This is a genomic window from Staphylococcus sp. Z5-21, from assembly GCF_056529615.1.
The window spans coordinates 301,540-326,953 of record NZ_CP096462.1 but is presented as its reverse complement, the minus strand read 5'-3'; the positions used below and the strand labels follow the sequence as shown (position 1 = coordinate 326,953).

25 protein-coding genes and 1 riboswitch are annotated in these 25,414 nt (G+C 34.0%); of the genes, 11 read left to right on the top strand and 14 right to left on the bottom strand.

Annotated features, from left to right (window positions below):
- Positions 1–51 precede the first annotated feature (51 nt).
- Both M1D64_RS01490 and copZ read left to right on the top strand, forming a co-directional pair.
- Positions 52–2,436 (top strand): heavy metal translocating P-type ATPase, encoded by a 2,385-nt coding sequence (locus tag M1D64_RS01490; protein ID WP_002482252.1) that lies wholly within the window; start codon positions 52–54, stop codon positions 2,434–2,436.
- A 45-nt stretch (positions 2,437–2,481) separates the two neighbouring features.
- Positions 2,482–2,688, top strand: coding sequence for a copper chaperone CopZ (gene copZ, locus M1D64_RS01485; protein WP_002482251.1), 207 nt, complete (start codon positions 2,482–2,484; stop codon positions 2,686–2,688).
- A gap of 50 nt (positions 2,689–2,738) precedes the next feature.
- On the opposite strand, the gene M1D64_RS01480 is transcribed toward copZ, so the two are convergent.
- The 5 genes from M1D64_RS01480 to M1D64_RS01460 form a co-directional block, all read right to left on the bottom strand.
- On the bottom strand, positions 2,739–3,737 hold the full coding sequence (locus M1D64_RS01480) for a D-lactate dehydrogenase (RefSeq protein ID WP_011302279.1): 999 nt from the start codon (positions 3,735–3,737) through the stop codon (positions 2,739–2,741).
- A 25-nt stretch (positions 3,738–3,762) separates the two neighbouring features.
- Positions 3,763–4,920, bottom strand: a complete 1,158-nt coding sequence (locus tag M1D64_RS01475) for an aminotransferase class I/II-fold pyridoxal phosphate-dependent enzyme (protein ID WP_480977535.1) — start codon at positions 4,918–4,920, stop codon at positions 3,763–3,765.
- Between the two features lie 56 nt (positions 4,921–4,976).
- A riboswitch (SAM riboswitch) is annotated at positions 4,977–5,085 on the bottom strand.
- 261 nt (positions 5,086–5,346) lie between these two features.
- Entirely contained in the window at positions 5,347–6,093 is a 747-nt protein-coding gene (locus M1D64_RS01470) for an aggregation-promoting factor C-terminal-like domain-containing protein (RefSeq protein ID WP_041079396.1), read from the bottom strand.
- A 526-nt stretch (positions 6,094–6,619) separates the two neighbouring features.
- Positions 6,620–7,663 (bottom strand): PTS sugar transporter subunit IIC, encoded by a 1,044-nt coding sequence (locus M1D64_RS01465; RefSeq protein ID WP_041079398.1) that lies wholly within the window; start codon positions 7,661–7,663, stop codon positions 6,620–6,622.
- A 481-nt stretch (positions 7,664–8,144) separates the two neighbouring features.
- Entirely contained in the window at positions 8,145–8,573 is a 429-nt protein-coding gene (locus M1D64_RS01460; protein ID WP_011302275.1) for a 6-pyruvoyl trahydropterin synthase family protein, read from the bottom strand.
- Between the two features lie 131 nt (positions 8,574–8,704).
- On the opposite strand from M1D64_RS01460, the gene M1D64_RS01455 reads away from it, so the two are divergent.
- Together M1D64_RS01455 and M1D64_RS01450 are read left to right on the top strand one after the other, a co-directional pair.
- Positions 8,705–9,058: a DUF488 domain-containing protein gene (locus M1D64_RS01455; RefSeq protein WP_041079401.1), complete on the top strand. Its 354-nt coding sequence runs from the start codon at positions 8,705–8,707 to the stop codon at positions 9,056–9,058.
- A 10-nt stretch (positions 9,059–9,068) separates the two neighbouring features.
- Positions 9,069–9,734, top strand: a complete 666-nt coding sequence (locus M1D64_RS01450) for a DNA-3-methyladenine glycosylase family protein (protein WP_002482244.1) — start codon at positions 9,069–9,071, stop codon at positions 9,732–9,734.
- Positions 9,735–9,909: 175 nt separating this feature from the next.
- Here M1D64_RS01450 and M1D64_RS01445 read toward each other — a convergent pair whose 3' ends face one another.
- From M1D64_RS01445 to M1D64_RS01435, 3 genes are all read right to left on the bottom strand, one after another.
- The gene (locus tag M1D64_RS01445; RefSeq protein WP_232010394.1) at positions 9,910–10,482 is read right to left on the bottom strand and encodes a M23 family metallopeptidase; all 573 of its coding nucleotides are present in this window, start codon (positions 10,480–10,482) and stop codon (positions 9,910–9,912) included.
- A 197-nt stretch (positions 10,483–10,679) separates the two neighbouring features.
- The gene (locus M1D64_RS01440) at positions 10,680–11,627 is read right to left on the bottom strand and encodes a nucleoside hydrolase (RefSeq protein ID WP_041079403.1); all 948 of its coding nucleotides are present in this window, start codon (positions 11,625–11,627) and stop codon (positions 10,680–10,682) included.
- Between the two features lie 58 nt (positions 11,628–11,685).
- Positions 11,686–13,041 carry an amino acid permease gene (locus tag M1D64_RS01435; RefSeq protein WP_002482241.1) on the bottom strand — a complete coding sequence of 452 codons (1,356 nt, stop codon included), beginning with the start codon at positions 13,039–13,041 and terminating at the stop codon, positions 11,686–11,688.
- Positions 13,042–13,258: 217 nt separating this feature from the next.
- Here M1D64_RS01435 and M1D64_RS01430 point away from each other — a divergent pair, with 217 nt between their 5' ends.
- Both M1D64_RS01430 and M1D64_RS01425 read left to right on the top strand, forming a co-directional pair.
- Positions 13,259–14,221, top strand: coding sequence for a DMT family transporter (locus tag M1D64_RS01430; protein ID WP_069821623.1), 963 nt, complete (start codon positions 13,259–13,261; stop codon positions 14,219–14,221).
- A 170-nt stretch (positions 14,222–14,391) separates the two neighbouring features.
- Positions 14,392–14,955 carry a TetR/AcrR family transcriptional regulator gene (locus tag M1D64_RS01425; RefSeq protein ID WP_011302267.1) on the top strand — a complete coding sequence of 188 codons (564 nt, stop codon included), beginning with the start codon at positions 14,392–14,394 and terminating at the stop codon, positions 14,953–14,955.
- Between the two features lie 57 nt (positions 14,956–15,012).
- Here M1D64_RS01425 and M1D64_RS01420 read toward each other — a convergent pair whose 3' ends face one another.
- Positions 15,013–15,795 carry a trypsin-like serine peptidase gene (locus M1D64_RS01420; RefSeq protein WP_037537573.1) on the bottom strand — a complete coding sequence of 261 codons (783 nt, stop codon included), beginning with the start codon at positions 15,793–15,795 and terminating at the stop codon, positions 15,013–15,015.
- Between the two features lie 287 nt (positions 15,796–16,082).
- On the opposite strand from M1D64_RS01420, the gene M1D64_RS01415 reads away from it, so the two are divergent.
- Together M1D64_RS01415 and M1D64_RS01410 are read left to right on the top strand one after the other, a co-directional pair.
- Positions 16,083–17,060: an LLM class oxidoreductase gene (locus tag M1D64_RS01415; RefSeq protein WP_002482237.1), complete on the top strand. Its 978-nt coding sequence runs from the start codon at positions 16,083–16,085 to the stop codon at positions 17,058–17,060.
- Entirely contained in the window at positions 17,038–17,271 is a 234-nt protein-coding gene (locus M1D64_RS01410; protein WP_002482236.1) for a DUF896 domain-containing protein, read from the top strand. The genes M1D64_RS01415 and M1D64_RS01410 overlap by 23 nt, the downstream gene beginning before the upstream one ends.
- A 333-nt stretch (positions 17,272–17,604) precedes the next feature.
- Here the strand turns inward: M1D64_RS01410 and M1D64_RS01405 are convergent, their stop codons facing one another.
- On the bottom strand, positions 17,605–18,462 hold the full coding sequence (locus tag M1D64_RS01405; RefSeq protein WP_069826131.1) for a fructosamine kinase family protein: 858 nt from the start codon (positions 18,460–18,462) through the stop codon (positions 17,605–17,607).
- Positions 18,463–18,713: 251 nt separating this feature from the next.
- Here M1D64_RS01405 and M1D64_RS01400 point away from each other — a divergent pair, with 251 nt between their 5' ends.
- Positions 18,714–19,781: a quinone-dependent dihydroorotate dehydrogenase gene (locus M1D64_RS01400; protein WP_069821624.1), complete on the top strand. Its 1,068-nt coding sequence runs from the start codon at positions 18,714–18,716 to the stop codon at positions 19,779–19,781.
- Between the two features lie 109 nt (positions 19,782–19,890).
- On the top strand, positions 19,891–20,313 hold the full coding sequence (locus tag M1D64_RS01395) for a universal stress protein (RefSeq protein WP_002482233.1): 423 nt from the start codon (positions 19,891–19,893) through the stop codon (positions 20,311–20,313).
- An 82-nt stretch (positions 20,314–20,395) separates the two neighbouring features.
- Here the strand turns inward: M1D64_RS01395 and M1D64_RS01390 are convergent, their stop codons facing one another.
- Positions 20,396–21,199 carry a Cof-type HAD-IIB family hydrolase gene (locus tag M1D64_RS01390; protein ID WP_002482232.1) on the bottom strand — a complete coding sequence of 268 codons (804 nt, stop codon included), beginning with the start codon at positions 21,197–21,199 and terminating at the stop codon, positions 20,396–20,398.
- Positions 21,200–21,249: 50 nt separating this feature from the next.
- Positions 21,250–21,630: a VOC family protein gene (locus M1D64_RS01385; RefSeq protein WP_069821626.1), complete on the bottom strand. Its 381-nt coding sequence runs from the start codon at positions 21,628–21,630 to the stop codon at positions 21,250–21,252.
- A 454-nt stretch (positions 21,631–22,084) separates the two neighbouring features.
- Here M1D64_RS01385 and M1D64_RS01380 point away from each other — a divergent pair, with 454 nt between their 5' ends.
- A complete protein-coding gene (locus M1D64_RS01380; RefSeq protein ID WP_069821627.1) occupies positions 22,085–23,512 on the top strand; it encodes an APC family permease in 1,428 nt (475 codons plus the stop codon).
- Positions 23,513–23,651: 139 nt separating this feature from the next.
- Here the strand turns inward: M1D64_RS01380 and M1D64_RS01375 are convergent, their stop codons facing one another.
- Together M1D64_RS01375 and M1D64_RS01370 are read right to left on the bottom strand one after the other, a co-directional pair.
- Positions 23,652–24,065, bottom strand: coding sequence for a MarR family winged helix-turn-helix transcriptional regulator (locus M1D64_RS01375; RefSeq protein WP_002482229.1), 414 nt, complete (start codon positions 24,063–24,065; stop codon positions 23,652–23,654).
- A gap of 301 nt (positions 24,066–24,366) precedes the next feature.
- A complete protein-coding gene (locus M1D64_RS01370) occupies positions 24,367–25,278 on the bottom strand; it encodes an ABC transporter substrate-binding protein (RefSeq protein WP_037537566.1) in 912 nt (303 codons plus the stop codon).
- Positions 25,279–25,414 lie beyond the last annotated feature (136 nt).

Sequence of the window (25,414 nt, the reverse complement as noted above, 5' to 3'; positions counted from 1 at the left end):
TAATCGTATGTATCCAGACATTTTATTTTAACTATAAGGAGGTCACAGCATATGACTGAACAGAAAAAGACGACCATTGGCATTACTGGAATGACATGTGCTGCCTGTGCCAATCGCATTGAGAAAAACTTAAATAAATTAGATGATGTAGAAGCAAATGTGAATGTTACAACTGAAAAAGCTACAATATCTTACAACCCAGAATCAACATCCGCAGATGATTTAACAAAAACCATAGAAAAAACAGGTTATGGTGTGTTAAATGAAACAGCTGAGTTAGATGTTATTGGCATGACGTGTGCAGCATGTTCTAACCGAATTGAAAAAGTATTGAATCGTACAGATGGTGTAGATCAAGCAACAGTCAATTTAACAACTGAAAATGCTACGATTTCCTATAATCCTAGTACAACGTCTGTTGATGCATTAATTAAAAAAATACAAAAAATAGGTTACGATGCACAACCCAAAAAAGAGGTTGCCGAAAAAAGTTCTCAAAAAGAATTAGAATTAAGAAGCAAATTAATTAAATTAATCATTTCTGCAGTGTTGGCCGCGCCACTCTTGCTAACAATGCTTGTACATCTTTTCAGTATACAAATTCCATCTATTTTTATGAATCCTTGGTTCCAATTTATATTGGCAACACCGGTTCAATTTATTATCGGATGGCAATTTTATGTTGGAGCTTACAAAAACTTAAGAAATGGCTCAGCAAATATGGACGTACTCGTTGCACTAGGTACAAGTGCCGCCTATTTCTACAGTTTATACGAAATGGTCAAATGGCTATTCAATGCTAATGTGATGCCTCATTTATATTTCGAAACAAGTGCCGTATTAATTACACTTATTCTATTTGGTAAATATTTAGAAACTCGTGCAAAAACACAAACGACAAATGCATTAAGTGAACTATTGAATCTTCAAGCCAAAGAAGCGCGTGTTTTGCGGGACAATAAAGAACAGATGATACCGCTAAACGATGTGGTTGAAGGCGATTATTTAATTGTTAAACCTGGTGAAAAAATACCTGTAGATGGTAAAATCATTAAAGGAAAAACGTCTATTGATGAATCGATGCTAACTGGTGAATCCATGCCAGTTGAAAAAGTGCAAGATGATAACGTTATCGGTTCAACTATGAATAAAAATGGTTCTATCACTGTTAAAGCTACGAAGGTAGGAAAAGATACTGCCCTCGCGTCTATTATTAAAGTTGTTGAAGAAGCACAAGGTTCGAAAGCACCGATACAACGTCTAGCCGATGTTATTTCAGGTTACTTTGTACCTATCGTCGTTGGTATCGCAGTACTCACTTTTATTATATGGATTGCATTCGTTCAACAAGGTCAATTTGAACCCGCATTAGTTGCCGCAATTGCAGTACTCGTCATTGCGTGTCCTTGTGCACTTGGCTTAGCAACACCTACATCAATCATGGTAGGAACTGGAAAAGCTGCAGAAAACGGTATTTTATTTAAAGGTGGCGAACACATTGAACGTACCCATCAAATCGATACCGTCGTACTTGATAAAACAGGTACGATAACGAATGGGAAACCAGTAGTCACTGACTTTGATGGCGATGAAGAAGCTTTGCAATTATTAGCTAGCGCAGAAAAAGGTTCAGAGCATCCTTTAGCAGATGCCATTGTTAATTATGCCCAAACGATGAATATTAAACTATTAGATACAACTGATTTCGAAGCGGTACCTGGGCGCGGTATTAAAGCAAATATATCTGGCAAAAATTTAATTGTTGGTAACCGTCAATTTATGAACGACGAAAATGTCGATATAAAAGATTCAGAAGACACTATGACTCAATTTGAAAAATCTGGTAAAACAGCTATGTTAATTGCAATCAATCAAGAATATAGAGGGATGGTTGCCGTTGCAGATACAGTCAAAGACTCAACTGCTGCTGCAATTAAACAATTACATGATCTCAATATTAAAGTCGTCATGTTAACCGGTGACAATGAACGTACAGCACAAGCTATTGCCAATGAAGTTGGTATCGATACAATCATTGCCCAAGTATTACCAGAAGAAAAAGCAGCAAAAATCAAATCACTCCAAACCCAAGATAAAACCATTGCGATGGTGGGTGACGGCGTTAACGATGCACCAGCACTCGTACAAGCCGATATTGGTATTGCTATTGGTACTGGCACAGAAGTCGCTATTGAAGCCGCAGATGTTACAATTCTAGGCGGTGACTTATTATTAATACCTAAAGCCATTAAGGCAAGTAAAGCAACCATACGCAATATTCGCCAAAACTTATTCTGGGCATTTGGTTATAATGTTGCAGGTATACCTATCGCCGCACTTGGTTTGCTCGCACCATGGATTGCTGGCGCAGCCATGGCTCTAAGTTCTGTTAGTGTAGTAACAAATGCGTTAAGATTAAAACGTATGAAATTATAAATGATATATAGTACAATCATACGACTTTATGAGGAGGTGATTTATATGGCTACAGAAACAATTCAAGTAGAAGGCATGAGCTGTGATCATTGCAAACATGCTGTAGAAACTGCATTAACTGAGCTTGATGGTGTATCAACAGCTGACGTTAGTCTAGAAGCCGGTAATGTTAAAGTAGATTTTGACGTTGACAAAGTTACAATGCCTCAAATGAAAGACGCAATAGAAGACCAAGGTTACGATGTTAAATAAATATAAAAGAAGGGACGCTTAGTCATTTAAGCGCCCCTTCTTTTATGTATTTAATTTACTCTTAAACGTGTGTCACCTGTTTTTATGACTTCCATCGTTGCATCTAATGCATCAACAATCAAATTTTCGACAGCAGCATCTGTATAAAATGCAATGTGTGGTGAAACAATGACATCTGGTCGTTCAATCAATTGCTTTAACATATCATCATTAAATGCTGTATGACGTTGATCACTAGGGAACAAGCCTTTTTCACCTTCATACGTATCTAATGCTGCACCTTTTATCAAACCTCGATCTAAAGCATCGATTAATGCGCTTGTTTTCACAATTGTACCTCGAGCACAATTAATAAATACAGAACCTGGTTTAAATTCATTGAATAAAGTTTCATCAAACAAATAATCATTTTCCTTACTAGCTGGAATATGTACTGTTACGATATCTGCATTTTGGATTGCTTCATTGATGGTACTTGCATAAGTTAAAAAGCTTCTATAATCATCATTAGGTGCAATGTCATAAGCCGTTACTTCAGCGTCAAATCCTTGCGCAAATATCTTAGCAACAATTGAACCAATGCGACCTGTTCCAATGACAGCAACTTTCAAGTCTCTAATAGAACGTGATAATATATCCGGTTGCCACCTAAAATCATATTCAGCAGTTTTTTGTTGAATGTCATTATAATTACGAACTAGATTGAGTGCTTGTGACACAGTATATTCCGCAATTGAATGTGGTGAATAAGAAGGTACATTACTAATAATCAAATTATATTTTTCCGCCAATTCAAAATCATAAATATCAAAGCCAGCACTACGTTGAGCAATTTGTTTAATCCCAAAATCATGTAATTGCTTATAAATGGTTTCGTCCAATGGTATTTGTTGCGAAATAGACACACCATCAAATCCTTTTACACGTGAGACAGTTTCACATGTTAATAAATCTTCATCTAAATCGACTTCTACTTTATGCTTATTAGACCAAGCTTCAATGAAAGCTTTATCCTCATTTCTAACGCCAAAAAGTTTTATACGCGTCATGTTAGCATCCCCTTTAAAATTAATGTTATTCATACAGATGTCTCAGAGATTGGATTCTCTCGGCAGCTACTTTCAATTGCTCATCATCAAGCGCTAATGATATACGCACATAGTTTTTACCATGTTCACCAAACGGAATACCCGGTGCAACAAGTATGGATTGCTCTTGTAATAAATAGTCAACAAATGATTCCCCGTCAAAATTTGGCGGCGTTTTTAGCCACAAGAATATACCACCTTTCATCGGTTCAAATGGAATATTTTCTTCCTTTAACTTCGCTTCAAAAGTATCCCTACGTTGTTTGAAAATATTACTTTGTTCGTCCAAGAAATCATCATAGTGATTCAATGCATAGGTCGCTGCATCTTGTAACGCACCAAACATACCCGCATGCGTGTGTGTGTGATATTTTTTCAACGCTTGAATGATATCTTTATTGCCTACTGCAAATCCAACTCTAAAACCGGACATATTATATCCTTTAGATAATGAAAATACTTCAATCGCTAAATCTTTTGCACCTTCTGTTAGTAAAATACTCGGATTTTTATGATCAAACCCAAATGCACTGTACGCAAAATCATGAACTATTTTAGTCTTTGTACCTTTAAATTGCGCTACAGCCTCATCAAATACAGCTTGTGTAGCTACTGATCCAGTAGGATTATTTGGATACGTTAAATAGACTAATCGCGTATTTTTCAATATATCCCTATCCACTTTATCCCATTGAGGCAAGTAATATGGTGGTTCTAATACGAGCGGTTGTGGATGTGCATCAGCTAATAAGACACCCGCCTTATAATCTGTATAACCTGGATCTGGTAGTAGTACATTTTCACCAGGATTAACAATACAAGATGGTAAAGCTACCAAACCATTTTTAGTTCCGTACAAAATACAGACTTCATCGTCTTTATCTAACACGACATCATATTGCCTTTGATAAAAATCTACAATCGCTTGTTTAAAAGTCTCTTTACCATGAAATGCTACATACTTTTGATTATTTGGCTCTCGCAATGCATCTGTAAAACAATCAATAATCCCTGTTGGTGTTTCTCCATCTGGTATACCTACCGCCATATTAATTAAAGGTAACGGCCCATGTTCAACAGGCTGCCCCATCGTTTTTGCAAAATAACTATCTGGTACTTGTGCTAATCTATCCGAAATCACCATCAAAGTCCTCCTAAAAAAAACTATATACCTACGAAAGTGGCATATAGTTTACATGTCACCTATCTTTCAAGTAGTGTTACTTGTTGGACGAAGCACAGTACTTCTTTACAAAGTCTGTTGCTGAAGCTTCACAGGGCCAATTCCCTCAACTTCTCTGGATAAGTTTTGCTTTTAAATTACTATTAATTTTATCAGAATATTCAAACATGTCAATGCAAAAAAAGGGAGTAGGACAGAAATCAAATTTTCTAATAGAGATTTCGTAGTCCTACCCCGGCAAGGATGACTAGGATTGAAAAAAGCTTGATATAAGTGTATTTTCAATCCAGTCATCTACTGCCTAATTGAAAAAGAACCTAAGACATTAATTTATGTCTCAGGCTCTTATATTTATACCACCAAACCGCGTGTTCAGTGCTATAAATCCTACCACCAACCGTGTGAAGCACGGAAAGATAACGCTGCGTCTACTGAACCATAACGCTGTTTAGCGTAGTTTAACATACCTTTAGTTTGATCAGCTACTGAACCAGTACCCCATGATTCTTTAGTTTGACCTAAACCTCTGTATCCAGCTGAGTTAACAGCGTTTGGATTACCACTTGATTCAGGTAAAACGATTGAATTCCACATAGCTTCTGAACCACCAGCAGCTAAGAATTGAGCTTTAACTGATCCACCAGTTGAAGCAGCTGAAGTTTGAGCAGCTTTATAAGTTTTTACTGCAGCACTTGTTTGTGCAGTTTGAACGTTTGTGTTAGATGAAGCTTTAGGCGCTTCAACAGCTGCTACTTCAGTGTTGCTTGATTGTTGTTGTGTACGAACTTCGTTAGCTGAAGTTTCGTTAGTGTGTGTAGTTGCTTGAGCAGTTACATCTTGGATAGTGTTAGAAGATGCACTTTGAGCACCTGCAGTTGTATAATTCCATGACCAAGTTTGGCCATCAGAAGTGAAAGTATATTCGTTTCCACCTAATACGAAATCATAGTTATACGCACCAGCGTGTAATGGTTTTTCATTTAATTGCTCTGGGTTGTTTTGAGCTAAGTCAGCTAAATGCGCTTGGTCGATATTTTCTTCTGATGCATGCGCTTGATTGTGATCAGCTGTTGCTGCATATCCTGTTACACCTAATGCTACTGCTAATGATGATGCTAAAATTGTTTTCTTCATAATAAAAAAAATCCTCCAATTAATTTCTTTTTAAATTAAATTATATTTTCGTTAAATTATTTATCGTATGTGCTGAAATCTTTTAAATTTAATGTCTTATCTTTTTGCCACAAATAATATACCATAAATTTCGTTCAGTTATATTACACTTCCTTAACAAAACGTTACAAATCAAATTCCACTTTGTAACATTAGGACATATTTGTTTTATTTTGTAATGCTAAATAACTATTGATAGATAAAAGGATATTATATGAGTATATGATATAAAGCGATTAAATAAATTTACATTTAAGAAAATCATATATTCTGAAATATTACAAATCACACTTTTGTTACATAACTGTAAAATAACAAAAAGACAAAAAAATTATATTTTGGAGTAAAACTTGCAAATTTTTTTGTTTAAATTAAAAAAAGACCACTGATGTGTGGCCTTTTTTAATAATTTTATATTTTTTTATGTAACGACAACCTTATGCTTTATTACAAAACATGACACACATTTTAAGCAAATTGTGTAACCTTACGCTAAGAACTTGAAGATTTCTCTATCATATATTTTCAATATCTTCATATATAACGTATTAATTAAATACCCCATAACAAATGGTACGACAAAAAATGCAATAAACACAAAAACTAAATTCAATATTATTGAATGTTCCATAAATCTAAAAGCACTGATCGGTCCAACTAGTCCGATAATACCAAAACCAGCTGATTCCTTTGTACCTCCAATACCAATTAACCCACCAACTAAACCTGTAATAAGCGCATTGGTAAAAATAGGTAACAATATAATAGGATGTCTGACCATATTCGGAATCATCATTTTGACGCCACCTAAGAATATCGTAAGTGGTACACCCGCTCTATTTATTTTAAGTGTGCCTGCTACTAATGCACCTTCACACGCAACAATACCTAGTGAAGCTGAACCTGCAGCTAAGCCACTGATACCAATAGCTAAAGCAGTCGCAACTGTGGAAATTGGTGAAATAATAATAAAGCTAAACACTAATGCAATGAGCATTGACATAAGGACTGGCTGCAACTCAGTAAAAGAATTTACTAAGTTCCCAATACCTGTTGTAATCATTTGGATATATGGCAAGGTAAATACACCAATTACACTTGCGATGACCCCCACAATGGTAGGTAAAATAATTAATGTCAGACTGCCAAATTTTTCTCCTACTAATAATATTAAAAATACTGCAATCGCTGCAGTAAGCATTGTATTAATTAAATCTCCAACTCCAACTAATAACCACACGCCATCTTTGAATTGTGCTGCGCCGCTTCCTACAAATGCAGAGCTAGCTACGACTGCAGTTGCTAATGGGCTTAGTTTGAAACGCATGGCAATTAAAGCACCTACTAATAAAGGAACTGTAAATTGAATACTTTCCACAACTTGCAATAAAGTTGTAAATACTGAAGATTTTGGTGCAAAAAGTTTAAATAATTCTCCCAAGATCGCATTAGGAATTAAACCTGCAACAATAGCAATTGCTACACCTGACAGAACATTATATAGAAATTGTTTTGGACTTACTTTAATCATAGAAGTTCCCCCTAAGCTGAAATAGAATACTACTATATCATATCTTCTTAATTTTCAGAATATTCATTTTATATTATTTTTCACTTTTACTAAATTCATCACAGGGGTGATTTCATTTAGTAGCAAACACAAAACATTGGAGGAACTCGACTTTCTAAAAATCGCATCTTATATCAAATCAATTTTAACGATATTCTAAAATGAGATATATCAAAATAACGAGTCTAGGACATAAATAGTGGTCCTAAACTCGCTTACATTTAGGCATTAGCAGATAGTTGAATTGAAAATATGAAGTCTCACTTATTTAAAGAAAGTATTTTTTTCCATATTTATGGAAACGAGTCGTTCTGATGCATAAGCTTTAACTCAGGTAAACCATTATCTTAATCATCCTTGCCTTAATTGCATCGGTAGAACTAAGAAATCTCTATTAGAAATTTTGATTTCTGTTCTACTCACACTTTTTATATCGTCATTTTCATTTATCCATTAATTCTGTTGTTAACACTAACCCCTGTGTATCCGTTTCAAAAAATTCTAGCTTTTGTAATGAATTATTTTCAGGTAAGTGTTTATTAAATTGATGCCAAATCCAAATCGCAATATTTTCTGCTGTTGTATTCATCTCTGGCAATGTTTCATTCACAAGTTGACCATCAATATAAGGCGCTATTTCTCTTTCATACAGTTTATCTACTTCATTAAAATCCATAGCTAGACCATATGCATCAATGCTAGATAATATTTCTATGTTGAACTTATATGTTTGGTTTTCTAAATCTTTATGCACAGTTTGAGTAAAATAAATTCTATTATCACATGTAAATTCATAATAATTTTTTATTAACACTTCACCCTCTTTATATCGAAAATGGTCAGGTGGTTGAATATGATCAAATTTAGACATTATCATCACTCCTATTTCCCTTTTTATTTATATACCCATTCCTGTTCCTTCTATAATATAACTATGTTTTCAAATTTCATTTAACGGTAATAATATGATTGATACTAAATGATTTTCAGGGAGGCAGTAGCATGACAATTCAAATACAACGCATTTATGAAAATAATCAGAGCGAAGGTACGCGTATACTTGTAGATCGTGTTTGGCCTAGAGGCATATCAAAAGAAGACGCAAATTTAGATTTTTGGTTAAAAGAGCTAGCGCCAACTACCGAATTAAGAAAATGGTTCAATCACGATCCCAAATTATATGCTGCTTTCAAAGAAAAATATGCCAAAGAATTACGTGACAATGAATCACAAAAAGAAGCCTTTGAAAAATTAAAATCTATCATTTCTAATACTAAGCATGATGTCATATTATTATTTGCAGCAAAAGATGAACAGCACAATCAAGCAGTTGTGCTTCAAGACTTATTAAATTAAGAGGTAATTTATGAATACATGGCAAATTTCCGTTCAAGATGCATGCGTACAAACGCTAATTAAACAAGATGCCACACTTGCGCATTTAATTAACCAGATAGGAGATTTACAGATCCAGACGCGCCCAGACCCGTTAAAATCCCTTATCCGGTCTATCATTGGACAGCAAATTACAGTAGCTGTAGCGCAGTCTATTTTCCAAAAATTATCCATCGCCATTGACGATCACTGGACGGTAAATCAATTATCACAACTAAGAGAATCCGAAATGAAAGCGTTAGGTTTATCTCAATCAAAAATAAACTATATCCAAAATGTACTATTTGCAGTGCGCAATGGACAATTGAATTTTGAACAACTCTACAAAATGGACGACAATAGTGTTATTAACGCACTGACTCAAATTAAAGGGATTGGTAGATGGACTGCCGAAGTTTTTCTTCTATTTACATTACAGCGCAAAAATATATTACCTATATACGATGTTGGATTGCAACGTGCTGCTCAATGGTTATATCAAACAACCAAAGCCGAAAGAAAGAAACAACTCACTATCTGTAAGGAACAATGGCAGGGTTGTGCTTCAATTGGTGCATTCTATTTATGGGAAGCAATTCATCAAGATTTATTACAATACGATTCTATCTATGATATACCAAAAGACCATAAAAATTAGGGCGAGGCAATGAAATCAAACATTATCATTTGAATTCATCGTCTCGCCCTATTCACGTTATCTCAAAAGCTATTATTTTTTCATAAACCCCATTTTTCATTACTTCTTGTGTTGTTTGGTATTAATAGTATGAAAAACTCTAACTTCTAGAATCTCTTTTATTTAATATAGCGATTTACTCTACTTCAAATAAACTTTCTTCTCCATTTGGCAAATCTTCAACATAATCTTTAGGGTCTATCGCATAATCGTTACCAACGCCACCTTCCATACGTTGAAAATGCAAGTGTGCGCCAGTCGTTTGTTCACCGGTATTACCTGACAGTGCAATCGTATCACCTGCTTTAACGTCATCTCCTACTTCTACTTTAAATTCATTAAGATGCATATACCACTGATGATATTCACCATTTGACTCTGCTATCTGAATTACTTTACCACCTAAATCATCATCGAATGTTCGCGTCACTTTGCCATCAGCAGCCGCTTTGATTGGCGTATCTTCAGGCAAATGATAATCGATGCCGTAGTGTTTACCATCAAATTCACTAAATTTATATTCCCCAAAATTTTCTGTTTCCCTACTGCCATCGAAAAACTTACTAAAAGAACCTTCACTTTCACCTTGGTCTGCGTCCTGATTTTGTGTAGTAAATGTTTCATTCATATTTTCTTTTATATCATTTATATTCAGTATTAACCACGTTAGTGGAACAATAATAAGTATTAGTAAGACAATCCACTTCATTATATTTTTCACTATTTGATTCACCTTTTAATCATTTTAAGTATTGGCTTTTCAGTATACTTTTTATAGTGATAAATCTCTAATAATTCGCTTGAATTAGCGCTCATACTTTAGTTGTAGCAAAAAGGAGCAGCACTATGAAATCTTTATAGTAAAATCAGATTTCTGTACCACTCCCGCTTATAAATGTCTGCTTGTTAATGTGTATGCTTCTCATAACTTGCTAACATATTTTCCATTAATGTCCATACACTCGCTACATCGACCGCTGTAGCAAAATAGGCATTTTTCTCTTTATTCATAATATCATTTAAATCTACTGACATCGTGCCATATGTCAATGGACTCTGGTGCTCTATATCGATATGTGTATGTTGCATTGTAAATAAATCAGGTTGCATCAAATAAAGTACCGTACAAGCATCATGTATTGGACCACCATCCATGTCAAAGTGCGTTTTATACGTAGATTTGAAAAATTCTAGAAGTTCTACAACAAAGTTTGCAATTGGATTCTTAATCTGTTTAAATCTATCGATAACATGATCTGTGGCTAATACTTGATGCGTCACATCTAAACCAAACACATTGATACACACACCACATTCAAAGACGCGCTTAGCCGCTTCTGCATCAACCCAAATATTAAATTCTGCAGTAGGAGTCCAGTTCCCGAAGGTGCCACCGCCCATAATTGTAATAGATTCAATATGTTGTGTGATATTTGGTTCCTTAATCAGCGCCGTAGCAATGTTGGTTAATGGACCCGTTGCAACAAGCGTGACTGGTTCCTTACTTTGCTTCAATGTTTCGATAATAACATCGACTGCTTGTTTTTGCGTTGGTTTTAGTGCTGGGACTTCAGGCAGTTTCGGACCATCTAACCCACTATCGCCGTGTATTTGTGAAGCAAAGGATGCTGGCTTAATAAGTGGACGCGTAGCACCAACAGAGACACTAATATCATCTCTTCCCATCACTTCTAATACATTTAAAGCGTTTTTGGTATTTTTTTCTACCGATTGATTCCCTGCTACCGTTGTCACAGCTAATATATCTAATGGACTGTTTTGTGCTCCTGCTAAAATTAATGCGATTGCATCATCATGACCCGGGTCACAATCCATAATTATTTTTTTACTCATTTTAATCACTCCAATATAAAAATTCACAACCTATGCGTATTCATGTTAAAAGCACGCATTACTCAGCTGTATGCTTTTTGTATTGTCTATACATTAAAGCAAGTACAATCAACCATAAAGGTGCTAAAATAACCCCAATACGTGTTTCTGGGTTAACAAATAATACCCCGAAAATAAATACGAAAAATGCAATAATACAAATCGACATAATTTTTCCGCCTGGCATTTTATATCTACTTTGTTTATGTAAGTCCGGACGTGCTTTGGTGTACCTTACATAGGCAATCATAATAATTGTCCAAATAAAGATATTTAATACTGTAGAAACTGTACTGATATACACAAATACAGTCGTCGCATTTGGAATAAAATAATTCAATAATACTGCAAATAACAATAATGCACACGTTACAAGAATTGCGACAACTGGTACGCCTTTACGGTTTGTTGCTTGAAGCTTCGGTGGTGCTTGTTTTCTATCTGATAATCCGAATAGTGTTCTACTATTAGCAAATATCCCACTGTTACACGCTGACGCTGCAGCTGTTAACACAACAAAATTAATCATGCCTGCAGCAAATGGTATCCCCACTAATGCAAATACTTTCACAAAAGGACTGCCTTCTGGATCTAGTTCATTCCAAGGTATAATAGAAATGATGACTGCTAACGCACCAATGTAAAACAATAAAATCCTAAGCGGCACATTATTAATCGCCTGAGGAATTGTCTTATGAGGATTTTTTGTTTCTCCGGCTGTGATACCAATCATCTCAATGCCGACAAATGAAAAGATTGCCATTTGAAACGACATTAAGAAACCAGACATACCATTAGGGAACACCCCACCATGACGATAGATATTTGATACGCTAGCATGACCAAATGGCGTTTTATAAGCCATGATAATCATTACAATGCCGACAATAATCAATGCCACAATAGTTACTACTTTGATTATTGCAAACCAAAATTCTAATTCGCCAAATAATTTCGTACTTAATAAATTAAACGACATAAGTAACAATACACATGCCAGTGCTGTTAACCAGTTTGGAATATCTGGATACCAAAAGGATACATATTTAGCTACTGCTGTCACTTCTGCCATCCCTGAAATAATCCATGTTAACCAATATGTCCATCCCGTTATAAATCCAGCTAACGGCCCTACATATTCATGCGTGATATCCGCAAAAGAATTAAATTCAGTGTTTGACAATAACATTTCTCCCATTGCCCTCATGAACATAAACAACACAAATCCAACAATAATATAGGTGAGTAAAATGGATGGTCCAGCTAAGTGAATAGATTGTCCAGCACCTAAAAACAATCCGGTTCCAATGGCTCCTCCAATCGCAATTAACTGTATATGCCGATTACTGAGTTCTCTCTTTAATTTATCTGCCATTATTTCTACCCCTTATTCGAAATATTTGCACATTTTTATCATACTACTTTTTCATGATAAGTATCAAAATACTTTTAACACAAATGAAATCATATTGCTTTACGCTTATTATTGCCTATAAATATATTTACAAACATACTAGCTTTGCTAATTTTTAAATAAATGTTAAATTAAAAATATTAATTATTTTCAATTACAGTGTTAAAGGGTGAATCGTATGCGTGCAATATTAATTGGTATTCTTGGTGCATTATTTTTTTCTGTAACATTTATCTTGAATCATGCAATGGCTAAAGATGAAGGCAATTGGCTATTTAGTGCTTCATTACGCTTTTTATTTATGTTCCCCATACTTTTTATAATTATATACATTAAAAAGAACCTAACTAAAGTACATCATCATATTAAAACGCATTTTGTTCCATGGATGATTTGGAGTACCCTAGGATTTGTATTTTTTTATATGCCAATTACATTTGTCGCTAATTACAGTCCCGGATGGCTTATCTCTGCAACATGGCAATTAACAATCATTTGTGGTCTACTCCTCGCGCCATTTTTTTATGAATATGTGCAAATAAATCATCAACAAATAAAAGTAAGAGAGCGTATTTCTTGGCGCTCTGTAGGTACCTCTAGCATTATGGTCTTGGGTGTGGTACTTGTCCAAATACCTCAAGTTTCTCATATTGAAATACAAGTTTTTATCATGTCGGTACTTCCTTTAATTATAGGTGCCTTTTGCTATCCTTTAGGTAATCGTAAGATGATGATTCTTGTGGATAATCAATTAAATACACTTGAACGTATTTATGGTATGACGCTCGTCACACTACCTATATGGGTGGTTATATTTATATGTGGTGTATTGAGGTCCGGTCCGCCTTCTTCTAATCAACTTTTACAGACATTTATCGTAGCCGTATTCTCTGGGATAATAGCTACGACACTCTTTTTCTATGCAACCAATATGGTAAAACATAACCAAGCAAAACTTGCAGCAGTCGAATCGACACAAGCGACTGAAATCATTTTTACATTAATTGGTGAAATGCTCCTTTTGGGCTTACCGCTTCCAAGCACAGTTAGTATGATAGGGATCATCATAATTACATTAGGTATTTTCATCTATAGTTTCATGAACAGCATAATTAAGGAAAACAATAACATGACACTGTAATTCAAATCACAAAATATTTTGGGACAAAGTTTTATAGTAAGGTTTTTAAACGTATTCCTTAATTTGTAATATATGCAGTTCAAATCATTCACATTGACATCTCGTTATGAAAGCAAGATAATTTGTTTGAATACATAATCGTTTTATAAATTAGAGGAGGTATGAGGTCAATGACTACAACACATGTTGACCCAAGAGTAACCAGAACTAAAAAGTTGTTGATGGACGCCTTTCGTGAAATTGCTAAAGAAAAAAAATTACAAACTATAACAATTAAAGACATTACGGAACGTGCAACGGTAAATCGCGCTACGTTTTATGCTCATTTTTATGATAAATATGACATTATGGATTATACGCTCTCAGAAACTGTATTAAAAAATTTAAATGATGCATTAGATGTTTCTTCAGAACTTAACGAAACGACATTATCTTCCAGCTTCATTACAATTACGAGTTATATTCAAGAAACACATAATGAATGTAAATTAAATAGCGAAGCCTATGGACAAGTTGTTGAAAAAAGAGTCAAAGAAGAGTTAGAGGATATCTTTTTAACATTGCTTGTCCAACAACATCCAAATGAAACAAGAGAATCTCTTGCGGCAAGTGCGAGATTTCTTTCATGGGGGTTATACGGTACAGCTAAGCATTGGTTTCATAGTAGTCAATTATCAGCAAATGATTACATTGAGGGTGCACTACCCTTTCTAATGAAACAGATTTTAAAATAAAAATCCACGTCAGGACTTATTAGGTCTCTGTCGTGGATTTTATGCTTGTACCTTTTATTAACTTTTATTCTTATTAATAAAGCTCAATACATCATCTGTCATAGCTACGGCACTATTACTTTCCCCTTCAATACCACCTTGGTGTATACCAATCACTTCATTATTTTCGTTAAATACAGGAGAGCCAGAATTACCTCCGAATGTACTCGCATTATATTCAAATTCAGTAGTGTTCGTATTCAGTATTTGGCCCTTACTCTCCCACATTGTAGCCAAGGACTTATCTCCTGGATAACCCGTTACGGTAATCGACATATCTTTTGTTACCGCTGAGGCATCTTTTAAAGTCGCCGGTTGAACTACATCTCCAACTGATTGGCCATCTTTATTTTTATTTAAATGTATAAGCGCTAAATCTTCATTTCCTGGGTACACTTCAATTTCTTTTTCAGAAAATGTACCATAAGACATCGTATTTTCATTTTGGGCAGCTGGTGAAAAAGTCATATTCCCTTCAGAAAGGTTGGCAACGTGTTTATTAGTTAACACTGTATTTTTATCAATCACAACACCCGTCGCAATATTATCTCCAATACTAATATAGCCAACAGATTGATAATGACCATTTGTTGTATTTTCTATTTGTGTTCTATCGTCATTAGGTAAGACGACTCTTGTCTTAATTTGATTGGTACCGACTTTAGCGTCTTCAGACTGAGCTGACTGATCAGTCGATTGATGTGTTTGCGTTGCAGCATATGTATTTCCATTTATCGAGATCACAGTACATAATAAAGCTATTATGAATATGAGACCACCTCGTAGTTTTCTTTTAAGCATAAACAACCTCCATCAAAATTTTTTCTATTTCAATTTAATGAATTTTCGGATAATAATCAAATAATTGTATTATCGTTTTAGAAATTTAGCTTTTAAAATAATAAATATCATTTAAATTCAACTGACTTTTTTAGTGAATAAACAACACAATTTCATTTTTGTTGTTTAGACAATATATGCATAAACATGTTGTTTGCATTAGTTAACAAATCAGTATACAATGCATTTATACAACAAGTGTTAGTTAGTTATCAAGTGTTGTAAATACAAGTTAAGGAGGGATAGACGTGACAACAATTCAAAAACACAATGGTTTCAAACGGACTTTTCAACAAGGCCATTTAACTTTGGGTTTAATGCTGCCTTTTGATAATTCTGAAAACATCGCATTGTCGTTTGAAAATCAAGTTGATTTAGCACAGTATGCTGAAAATCTTGGATTTACAAGCCTTTTTGTGAGAGATAATCCACTTTATAGTCCACATTTAGGTAATGTAACGACAAACTACGATCCGTTTGTATTTTTATCTTATTTAAGCGCTAAAACATCGAAAATCGCTCTCGGAACATCTAGTATTGTTGCTACATTGCGTCATCCAATTCATACAGCTAAAGCTGCAACTTCTCTTGACTTGATATCAGACGAGCGATTTTTATTAGGTTTAGCAACAGGAGATCGTCCATTTGAGTTTCCAGCTTTCAAGATAAAAGAAACGCAATTATCAAAGCAATTCCAGGATGCGATCTATGCAATGAATGATTTGTGGCAATCACATTCGCCAAAAATATCAAATTCAATATTTGAATTATATGAAGATTCAGGTCTTCAAATATTGCCAAAACACAATCATATACCCATGTTTGCTACAGGATATTCGCGACAGGAACTCTCCTGGATTAAGAAAAATATGGATGGCCTTATGTTTTATCCACAACCATTTCAAAAACAAAAAGCTTTATTAAAAGAATGGCATAACAATGATGTATTCAAACCATTTATGCATCCATTAGTTATCGACTTATCTTTAAATCCTAATGAACTCGTTAAACCAATTAAAGGTGGCTACCGTTTAGGTAGAAATACTTTATTAAACATTTTAAAATCATATGAAAAAATCGGTACAAATCATATAATGTTGCATTTAACATCTAATGATAGACCATATAAATCACTATTAACTGAGGTCGGCGATTATATTATTCCACACTTCCCACCTCATTTATCACAGGAGGAAAAAAACAATGACATTACTAGACAGAATTAATGAACTTGCAAATAAAGAAAAAATAGAAACGTTAAGCATTGAAGAAAAAGAAGAACAACAAACTTTGAGACAAGAATATTTGAAAATGATACGTGGACAAGTAATCCATACATTTTCAACGTTAAAAGTAGTCGATCCTTTAGGTGAAGACGTGACACCAGACAAAGTTTACCAATTAAGAGAAGAAATGGGTACACTTGATATAGATTAATTTAAATGAATCATCTAGAGATACTTGATTGTTATGAATAAGAGCCTGAGACATAATTAGATGCCTCAGGCTCTTTTTCGTTTAGGCAGTAGATGACTGAATTGAAAATGTAACGTCTCACTTGTTTAAAGAAACGATGTTTTCATTTTTATGGACACAAATCATTCTGATGTATCAGCTGAAACTTAGCTATGCCACATAAAAATGCTAGTGAGATTGATGTATGAACGTTAGCTCATGCAAACCTTTATCCGAGTCATCCTTGCCTTGATTGCATAGATAGGCATACGAAATCTCTATTAGAAAATTTGATTTCTATCCCACTTCCTTATTTTATTGATTTAATATTTTTTGCATTGAACGATCAACACTACCTGCATACATTTCACCAAATTTAACTAGATGTACCATTAAAAGATACAATCTATAAAATTCTAAGCGCACATCTGCTCCCTCACTCAGTGGATAGTGCTTATGATAAGCGTCATAAAATGCTTGCGTAAATCCTCCAAACACTGAAGTAATGCCTATATCAAATTCTCTATCCCCATATAATGGTGCAGGATCGAATAGCGCTGGTGAACCATCTGTTAAAAACATGTAATTACCGCCCCATAAGTCGCCATGTAATAACGAAGGTTTGCTATTATGACTTTCTAATTCATTTACAATCACACGACGTACTGCCTGATATTGAGTGACATCTGCGTCTCCCCATAATCCTTGTTGCACCAATCTATCTTTGAGCTTATCTAAGCGTTTTTCTACAAACAAGGTAATCCAACTATCCGTCCAACTATTATCAAATGAAATATCGCCACCTTCATAAGGTAAATCAAAACCAAATTGATTATCTGCTTGTTGCTCGCTATGCATACGCGCCACAAGTTGTCCTAATGCTTCTTGGCTACCTGACACGCCTTCATCTAAATAAGTTAATAGTAAATAAGCGTCATCTTCAATTTCTCCACTATCAATGACTCTCGGTGCAGTAATACCGACTTTTTCAAATAAATTGAGCCCTGCAATTTCGGCATCAAAAAAAGTTGACTTTCTCTTACGTTGTACTAGTAGAAAATAATCTTCCTGATCCGTATCAATACGAAATGCATCATTAACATCTCCACCACTTACAGGAACGATATTTTTAATATGACTTAAAGGCAATTGTGATTGCCACGCTTGATTCATGAATCATCCCTCCACTAATCTCTTAAAATTAAGTTATATATGATTATTTCCTTTTTCTTATCTACTTAATCATACAAAACTACCCAATGATTTCTGTGAAACTTCTATTAATTATTTTTATTTGGTCTAGGCATATATTCCGTAAAATGCTAGTCTATTAAAGACATCATTTTCAATTCAGCTTTTTTACATATTGAACTTAATATACATAAATATTTTTAATTAAATTTGATAAATGGAGCGATCACTATATGTATAAACTCATCAAACCAATGTTATTTCAATTCGATCCTGAAAAAGCGCATGGAATGACGATAGACGCGCTTAAATTTGTTCAAAACCATCCAAAATTATTACCTGTAATTAAAAAAATCTTTCATTACGAAAACGACTCATTAAACCAAAACCTCAAAGGCATTCACTTTGCGAATCCTATTGGTTTAGCAGCCGGCTTCGACAAATCTTGTGAAGTTCCTAAAGCTTTAGAAAATGCAGGATTTGGATCAATTGAACTTGGTGGTATAACGCCTAAACCACAACCAGGTAATCCAAAACCGCGTATGTATCGTTTAGTTGAAGATCAAGCACTCATTAACCGCATGGGATTTAACAATTTAGGTATGAATAAAGCTTTAAGTTATTTACGCAAGCATCGTTATCAAATTCCAGTCGGTTTAAATGTTGGTGTAAATAAATCCACACCTTATGAAGCGCGTTATGAAGACTACATCAAAGTGATTGATACGTTTAAAAACGACGTCACATTCTTTACTGTCAACATCAGCTCACCTAATACAGAAAATTTACAAAGCTTCCATGATAAAGATGAATTCTCGCAATTATGCAAAGCTATTCAGACATATAAACATAAAGAAAGCCTTAATGTTCCTATTTTCATAAAATTAACTTCTGATTTATCTTTAGATGGTCTTGGTGCAATGTTAACACCAATTACGCAAACTTTTGATGGCATTATACTAGCCAACACAACACAACAACGTGAAGCACTGCATTCAAATCATCGTGAAGAAACTGGCGGTTTAAGTGGCAAACCACTATTCGAGCGTAATCTTAAACTCATTTCTTATGCTTATAAACAAACAGATGGCCAATTTTTAATTATCGGAACTGGTGGTATTTTCAACGCAGAAGATGTCATAAAAATGATGCGCCAAGGTGCATCACTAGTTCAAATTTATAGTGCTTTAGTATTTGAAGGTCCAGGACTAACTCAGAAATTGAATAAACAATTAGCACATTATCTTAAATCAAATGGCTACAACAATGTTAACGAAATTATCGGTTTAGATGTAAAATAACGCTATGCTAACAAGCGTCATCCTATTTATTTAAGCAATCACTTAATCATCAATATTAAATTATTACTTTATTTTTAATAGGGTATATGAATAAAAAGGAGGCGCTATCATGTATAAGAAAATATTATTAGCTTACGACTTTGATAATTCGTTCAATAACGTCCCTAAAGAATTGGAAAATTTAACCAATGGCGTTGAAAATGCTGAAGTTACAGTATTTAATGTTATTCCAGAAGGTGAACTTGAAACGTCGGTACGTTACGATAATAAGCATTTTGAAGATTTAGCAAACGAGAAGAACGAAGTGCTCTCACCTTTCATTCAACAATTAGAAGCACTCGATTTAACTGTCACGGTTAAATTTAGCGCAGGTTATGTTAAACAAGCGATTTTGACTGAAGTGAAGGAAAATGCATATGACATTATCGTAATGAGTAATACGCGTGAAAAATCTGATATCAAGAATATACTTGGTAACGTTACACACAAAATTGCAAGTAATGTTGACATACCTGTATTAATTGTAAATTAGCAAATAAAAACTCAATTTCAGTTATAACTCGCCTCTATTCATTGGCAGGTATAACTGAAATTGAGTTTTATTATTAAATGCACTATTGTTGAAGATATCGTTCAATCACTTGTAAAACACCTGATTCATCGTTAGACGGTGCCCGATGTTTTGCAATCGCTGCTAATTCATCACTGCAATTTGCCATAGCATAACTATGTATGGTTAAACCGAGCATTTCTAAATCATTATTGGCATCACCAAACGCGAGTAATTCGTCCTGCTGTATGTCCCATTCTTTTAACAATTCTTTGATTGCAACGCCTTTATTCACACTAGGTAAGATTAAATCCACACTGTCATTTCCACTTGTCACTGCACGTATCTTCCCTTTATAACGTTGTTCTATTTCGTTAGTCACTTGCTTAACCAAGTCTTCATCTTTAATCCGTAAAGCTATTTTTACAAAGTGATCCTCTGTGATTTCATTAAATGAAGCTACTTTTTTGATATCATAGTAATAATTTCGTATAAAATTTAGGAATTCGTCGCTACTCTCATCACTTACATATGCTGAATGTATACCACTTAAAACAACATCACTGATATGATACGTTTGATGAATCATTTCTAAAACTTCAAATATGAGTTGTTGGTCAAAATAATGTGCTGTCAACAATGCATCATTTTGATAAGTTACCGCGCCATTTTCTGCTACAAAAGTGATATTATCTACCTTGTCAGGAAAAAATGAGCGTAACTGTGCATATTGATTACCACTAGCTACGATAAATTTTATATTTTGCTGTACAATTTTTTGATATAAACGATCAAAATATGCTTTGTCATAGGTATGGTCAGATTTAAGAAATGTACCATCTTTATCTACCGCAATTGCTTTTATCATACTGATACTCCCTTCAATACTGTATATAAATGTTTACGTTATAGTTTAAATTACATTGCGATAATATTAAATAAGTGTCCATCAATATCGCTAAATAGACCACCATAAAAGCCTTCATGTTTTGTACCACGTTGAAGTACTTTTCCACCTGCTGTTTCAACAAGATTTAATAAGTCATCTACCTCTGCTGCCTCTTTTACAGAAACTGAAACCAATGCTTCATGTCTACCTATATCAGATTGTTGCGCCACTTTTTCAAATTGACCTTGCTCAATTAACATAATGATTTTACGATCTGCTGTTTCAATACCTCTCATTTTGTCTAAAACAGCTTCATTCTTTTTAATCGTAAACCCAATATTTTCAAAGAAAGTCGCACTCGCTTTTAAATCTTTTACTGGTAAATTAAGCCATGATGATTGTATATTCATCATAAATCCCCCCTATTTCATTCAATCTCAAATTTAATATTAGCTTACCATTTGCACTTGAATAAAACTATAAATCACTGTTTTTAATATAAATAAAAATACATCCTTTAAGTTAAGACCATGTGCCTAACTTTCGGGATGTATAAATTATTTTTCATCAGAGCATTCTATTATAATGAGGCTAAATAAAAATACTTTTTGAAAATATTAATGCGCTGCTAAAAGTATGTGTTAATTAGCTTTATTATCACTTTTCTAAAAATTTCTAGGTAATTATCTACTGGTATTAAACACTGCTTAACAAAGGTTCACATAAAAGTGGTATTTTTGTGTATATTTACACATATTTTTATAATATTTTTCTGAATATTTAGATATATATGTTCTATGATATACATTATCATAAATTAGTTATTAAGTTTTACGATATAGTATTCATTGGGAGAGGTTCATTATGAAAGGTTTTTTTAATAAGATTTTAAAAAGAGAAGATCCTTCCGTCTATCAAGTGAAGGATGCACATTTAAATAGAACATTACGTGTAAAAGATTTCCTTGCTTTAGGTGTTGGTACCATTGTTTCAACTTCTATTTTTACATTACCAGGTGTAGTCGCAGCACAGCATACTGGGCCAGCAGTTGCACTTTCGTTCTTATTAGCTGCAGTTGTAGCGGGTCTCGTATCTTTTGCTTATGCTGAAATGTCATCGGCAATGCCGTTTGCTGGTTCAGCATATTCTTGGATTAATGTCGTATTTGGGGAGGTATTCGGTTGGGTTGCCGGTTGGGCATTGTTAGCTGAATACTTTATAGCTGTCGCCTTTGTTGCCTCTGGTTTTTCGGCAAATTTACGTGGTCTCGTCTCACCATTAGGGATTGAATTACCCAAATCATTATCCAATACATTAGGGACAGATGGAGGCATCATTGATATCGTTGCCGCTGTGGTCATTTTACTTACTGCTTGTCTCTTGTCATATGGTGTTTCGGCAGCAGCACGTATTGAAAATATACTCGTTGTAATTAAAGTTTTAGCTGTTTTACTATTTATCGTAGTAGGTTTAACCGCTATTGATTTAAGCAATTATGTACCATTTATACCTGAACATAAAGTAACTGAAACAGGTTCCTTTGGTGGTTGGCAAGGTATTTATGCAGGTGTATCAATGATATTCTTAGCATATATTGGTTTTGATTCAATTGCAGCAAATTCGGCTGAAGCAATTAATCCACAAAAAACAATGCCTCGCGGTATCTTAGGGTCATTAGCAATAGCTGTCATTCTATTTGTCGCAGTATCACTTGTCCTTGTAGGTATGTTTACTTATTCAGCTTATGCTGATAATGCTGAACCTGTTGGTTGGGCCTTAAGACAAAGTGGTTTTGGTGTTGTGGCAGCTATTGTGCAAGCAATTTCTGTTATTGGTATGTTCACAGCCCTTATTGGAATGATGTTAGCTGGCTCACGTCTACTATATTCCTTTGGTCGTGATGGTTTATTACCTTCTTGGTTAGGTAAACTAAACAAGAAAAATTTACCTAATCGTTCATTAATTATTTTAACCATGATTGCAGTTATCATTGGCTCTATGTTCCCATTCGCCTTCCTTGCGCAGTTAATTTCTGCAGGAACCTTGGTCGCATTTATGTTTGTTTCCATTGGCATTTTTGGGTTACGCCCAAGAGAAGGAAAAGATATTCCGATGCCAGCTTTTAAAATGCCATTCTACCCTGTTATGCCAATCATCACGTTTGTCAGTGTCGTTGTTGTATTCTGGGGCTTAGGTGCTGAAGCAAAATTATACACACTCATCTGGTTTATTATTGGGTTGCTCATTTACCTTCTATATGGTGTGAAGCATTCTAAAAAACGTCAATCTTAATAATACGAATAAAAAGGGCTAAAACATGCATACGTGTTTTAGCCCTTTTATTTATAAAACACTCGTTTTATCATTCAACCAAATATTTATACTGCTGTTTATTTATCAACACAGCTATCGTTATAGCTTACATACACCATTAATCTATACTATCTATTTGAGAAAGCTTACGAATATTAGAAAAGCTCACTTTTGAGATCAGACTTTCATACGTGTTCAAAGCTTTTTCAGTAATGTCCTGCCCTTCCTCAGTTAAATAAATATACATCGCCCGGTGATCTTCAAGACATTCTTGTCTCACTACTAATGCTTTCGTTGGCTTTTCTATTCTTACAATTAAACGTGACATTGCACTTTGGCTTAAATCTACAATTTTAATCAAATCATTAATTTTATATTTTTTCCCTTTAGCTTTGTAAATCTCATACAACACATAAAACTCTTTTAAACTCAAATTGTATTCTTGCTTCAATTTTTTCTCAATCATCGTATCGATATAGTTTACATATTTCGTGAGCTGTACCCAATTATCAATTTTCTGTTGTTTTTTCATCGTATCCTCCCAAAGATATAAGCATCGTTTTAATACAATGTGATTTTATTTATGTAAATGATAACATTTATTTAATTAATTCTATAAATACATTTTTTGTCTTAATATAGGATGTCACCTTATAATGTTTAGCTCAAAAACTATGACATATGCATCTTTCTTTATCATCTTAGCGCTGTTATCAAAATAATGACCATTGATACACATTGACATACTCAATCAAATAGAAAAACTGCCGCAAAGTTTAACAACTTTGGCGACAGTTTTAAGTTTACTTCACTAACTAATTTGTTTTAAATGACTAATGATTTAATAATTTTTCTTTTAAGTCTTTACGTTCATAGTCTAATGAATATGGATCATTTAACCAGTAGATACCTTCATCCACTTTAAATGTTTTACCATTTTTAACCGCTTCTGTATTTTTCCAAATATCTTTATTTTCGAATGATAAATCTGCACCTTTGGCAACTGGTGTAACAACATAATCTCCTGACATTTCAGGAATTTGTTCTTCAGATATATCAGCTAAATCATTTTTCTTAGTCGCTTTTTCTACTTTTTCAGGCATTTTCAAACCAAATGAATCATATAGAATTTCACTACCGTGACCATATGTTTTACCTAATGCATAGATTTTTTTGTCGAAATCTTTAATGATAGATACAGTTGTATCTTCACCGATGGCATCTTTAATTTCATTACCATCATCTTTTGTTTTTTCTTCCCAGTCTTTAATCCAATCTTCTGCTTTATCTTCTTTACCTACGATTTTACCTAACTCTTTATGCTGTTCTTTATAATCATGTTTCATATAATCAAAAGCAATAGTTGGTGCAACTTTATTTAATTTTTTCAAATTCTTGTCAGTGTTGTATGTAATAATCAAATCTGGTTTAAGTTTCGCTACACTTTCAACATTTTCAGCATCTACTTTATCAACATCTTTAAATTTGTCTTTTAACACTTTACTATCATCTACAATGTTTGCGACACCCACGATATTTGCATCAAGTTCTTTCAATCCACCTGCATATGTTGCACCTAACACTACGATACGTTTAGGGTCTTTAGGTATCTTTACTTTTTTACCTGAATCTTGTGTATACGTCTTTTCTTCTTTATCCTTTTTCGAAGCGTCATCACTTGAATTATTGCCACACGCCGCTAGTATTAACATCAGTGCTAGCAACGGAAATATTAATTTTTTCATTTATCTTTCCCCTTTTCTCATCTTATTCTCAATTATACATTATTATATATTAATCTCAATCATATATCACGCATTATTTTTGAAATTTAAATATATTTTATTATCGAAATTTAAATATATTTTATTATCGAAATTT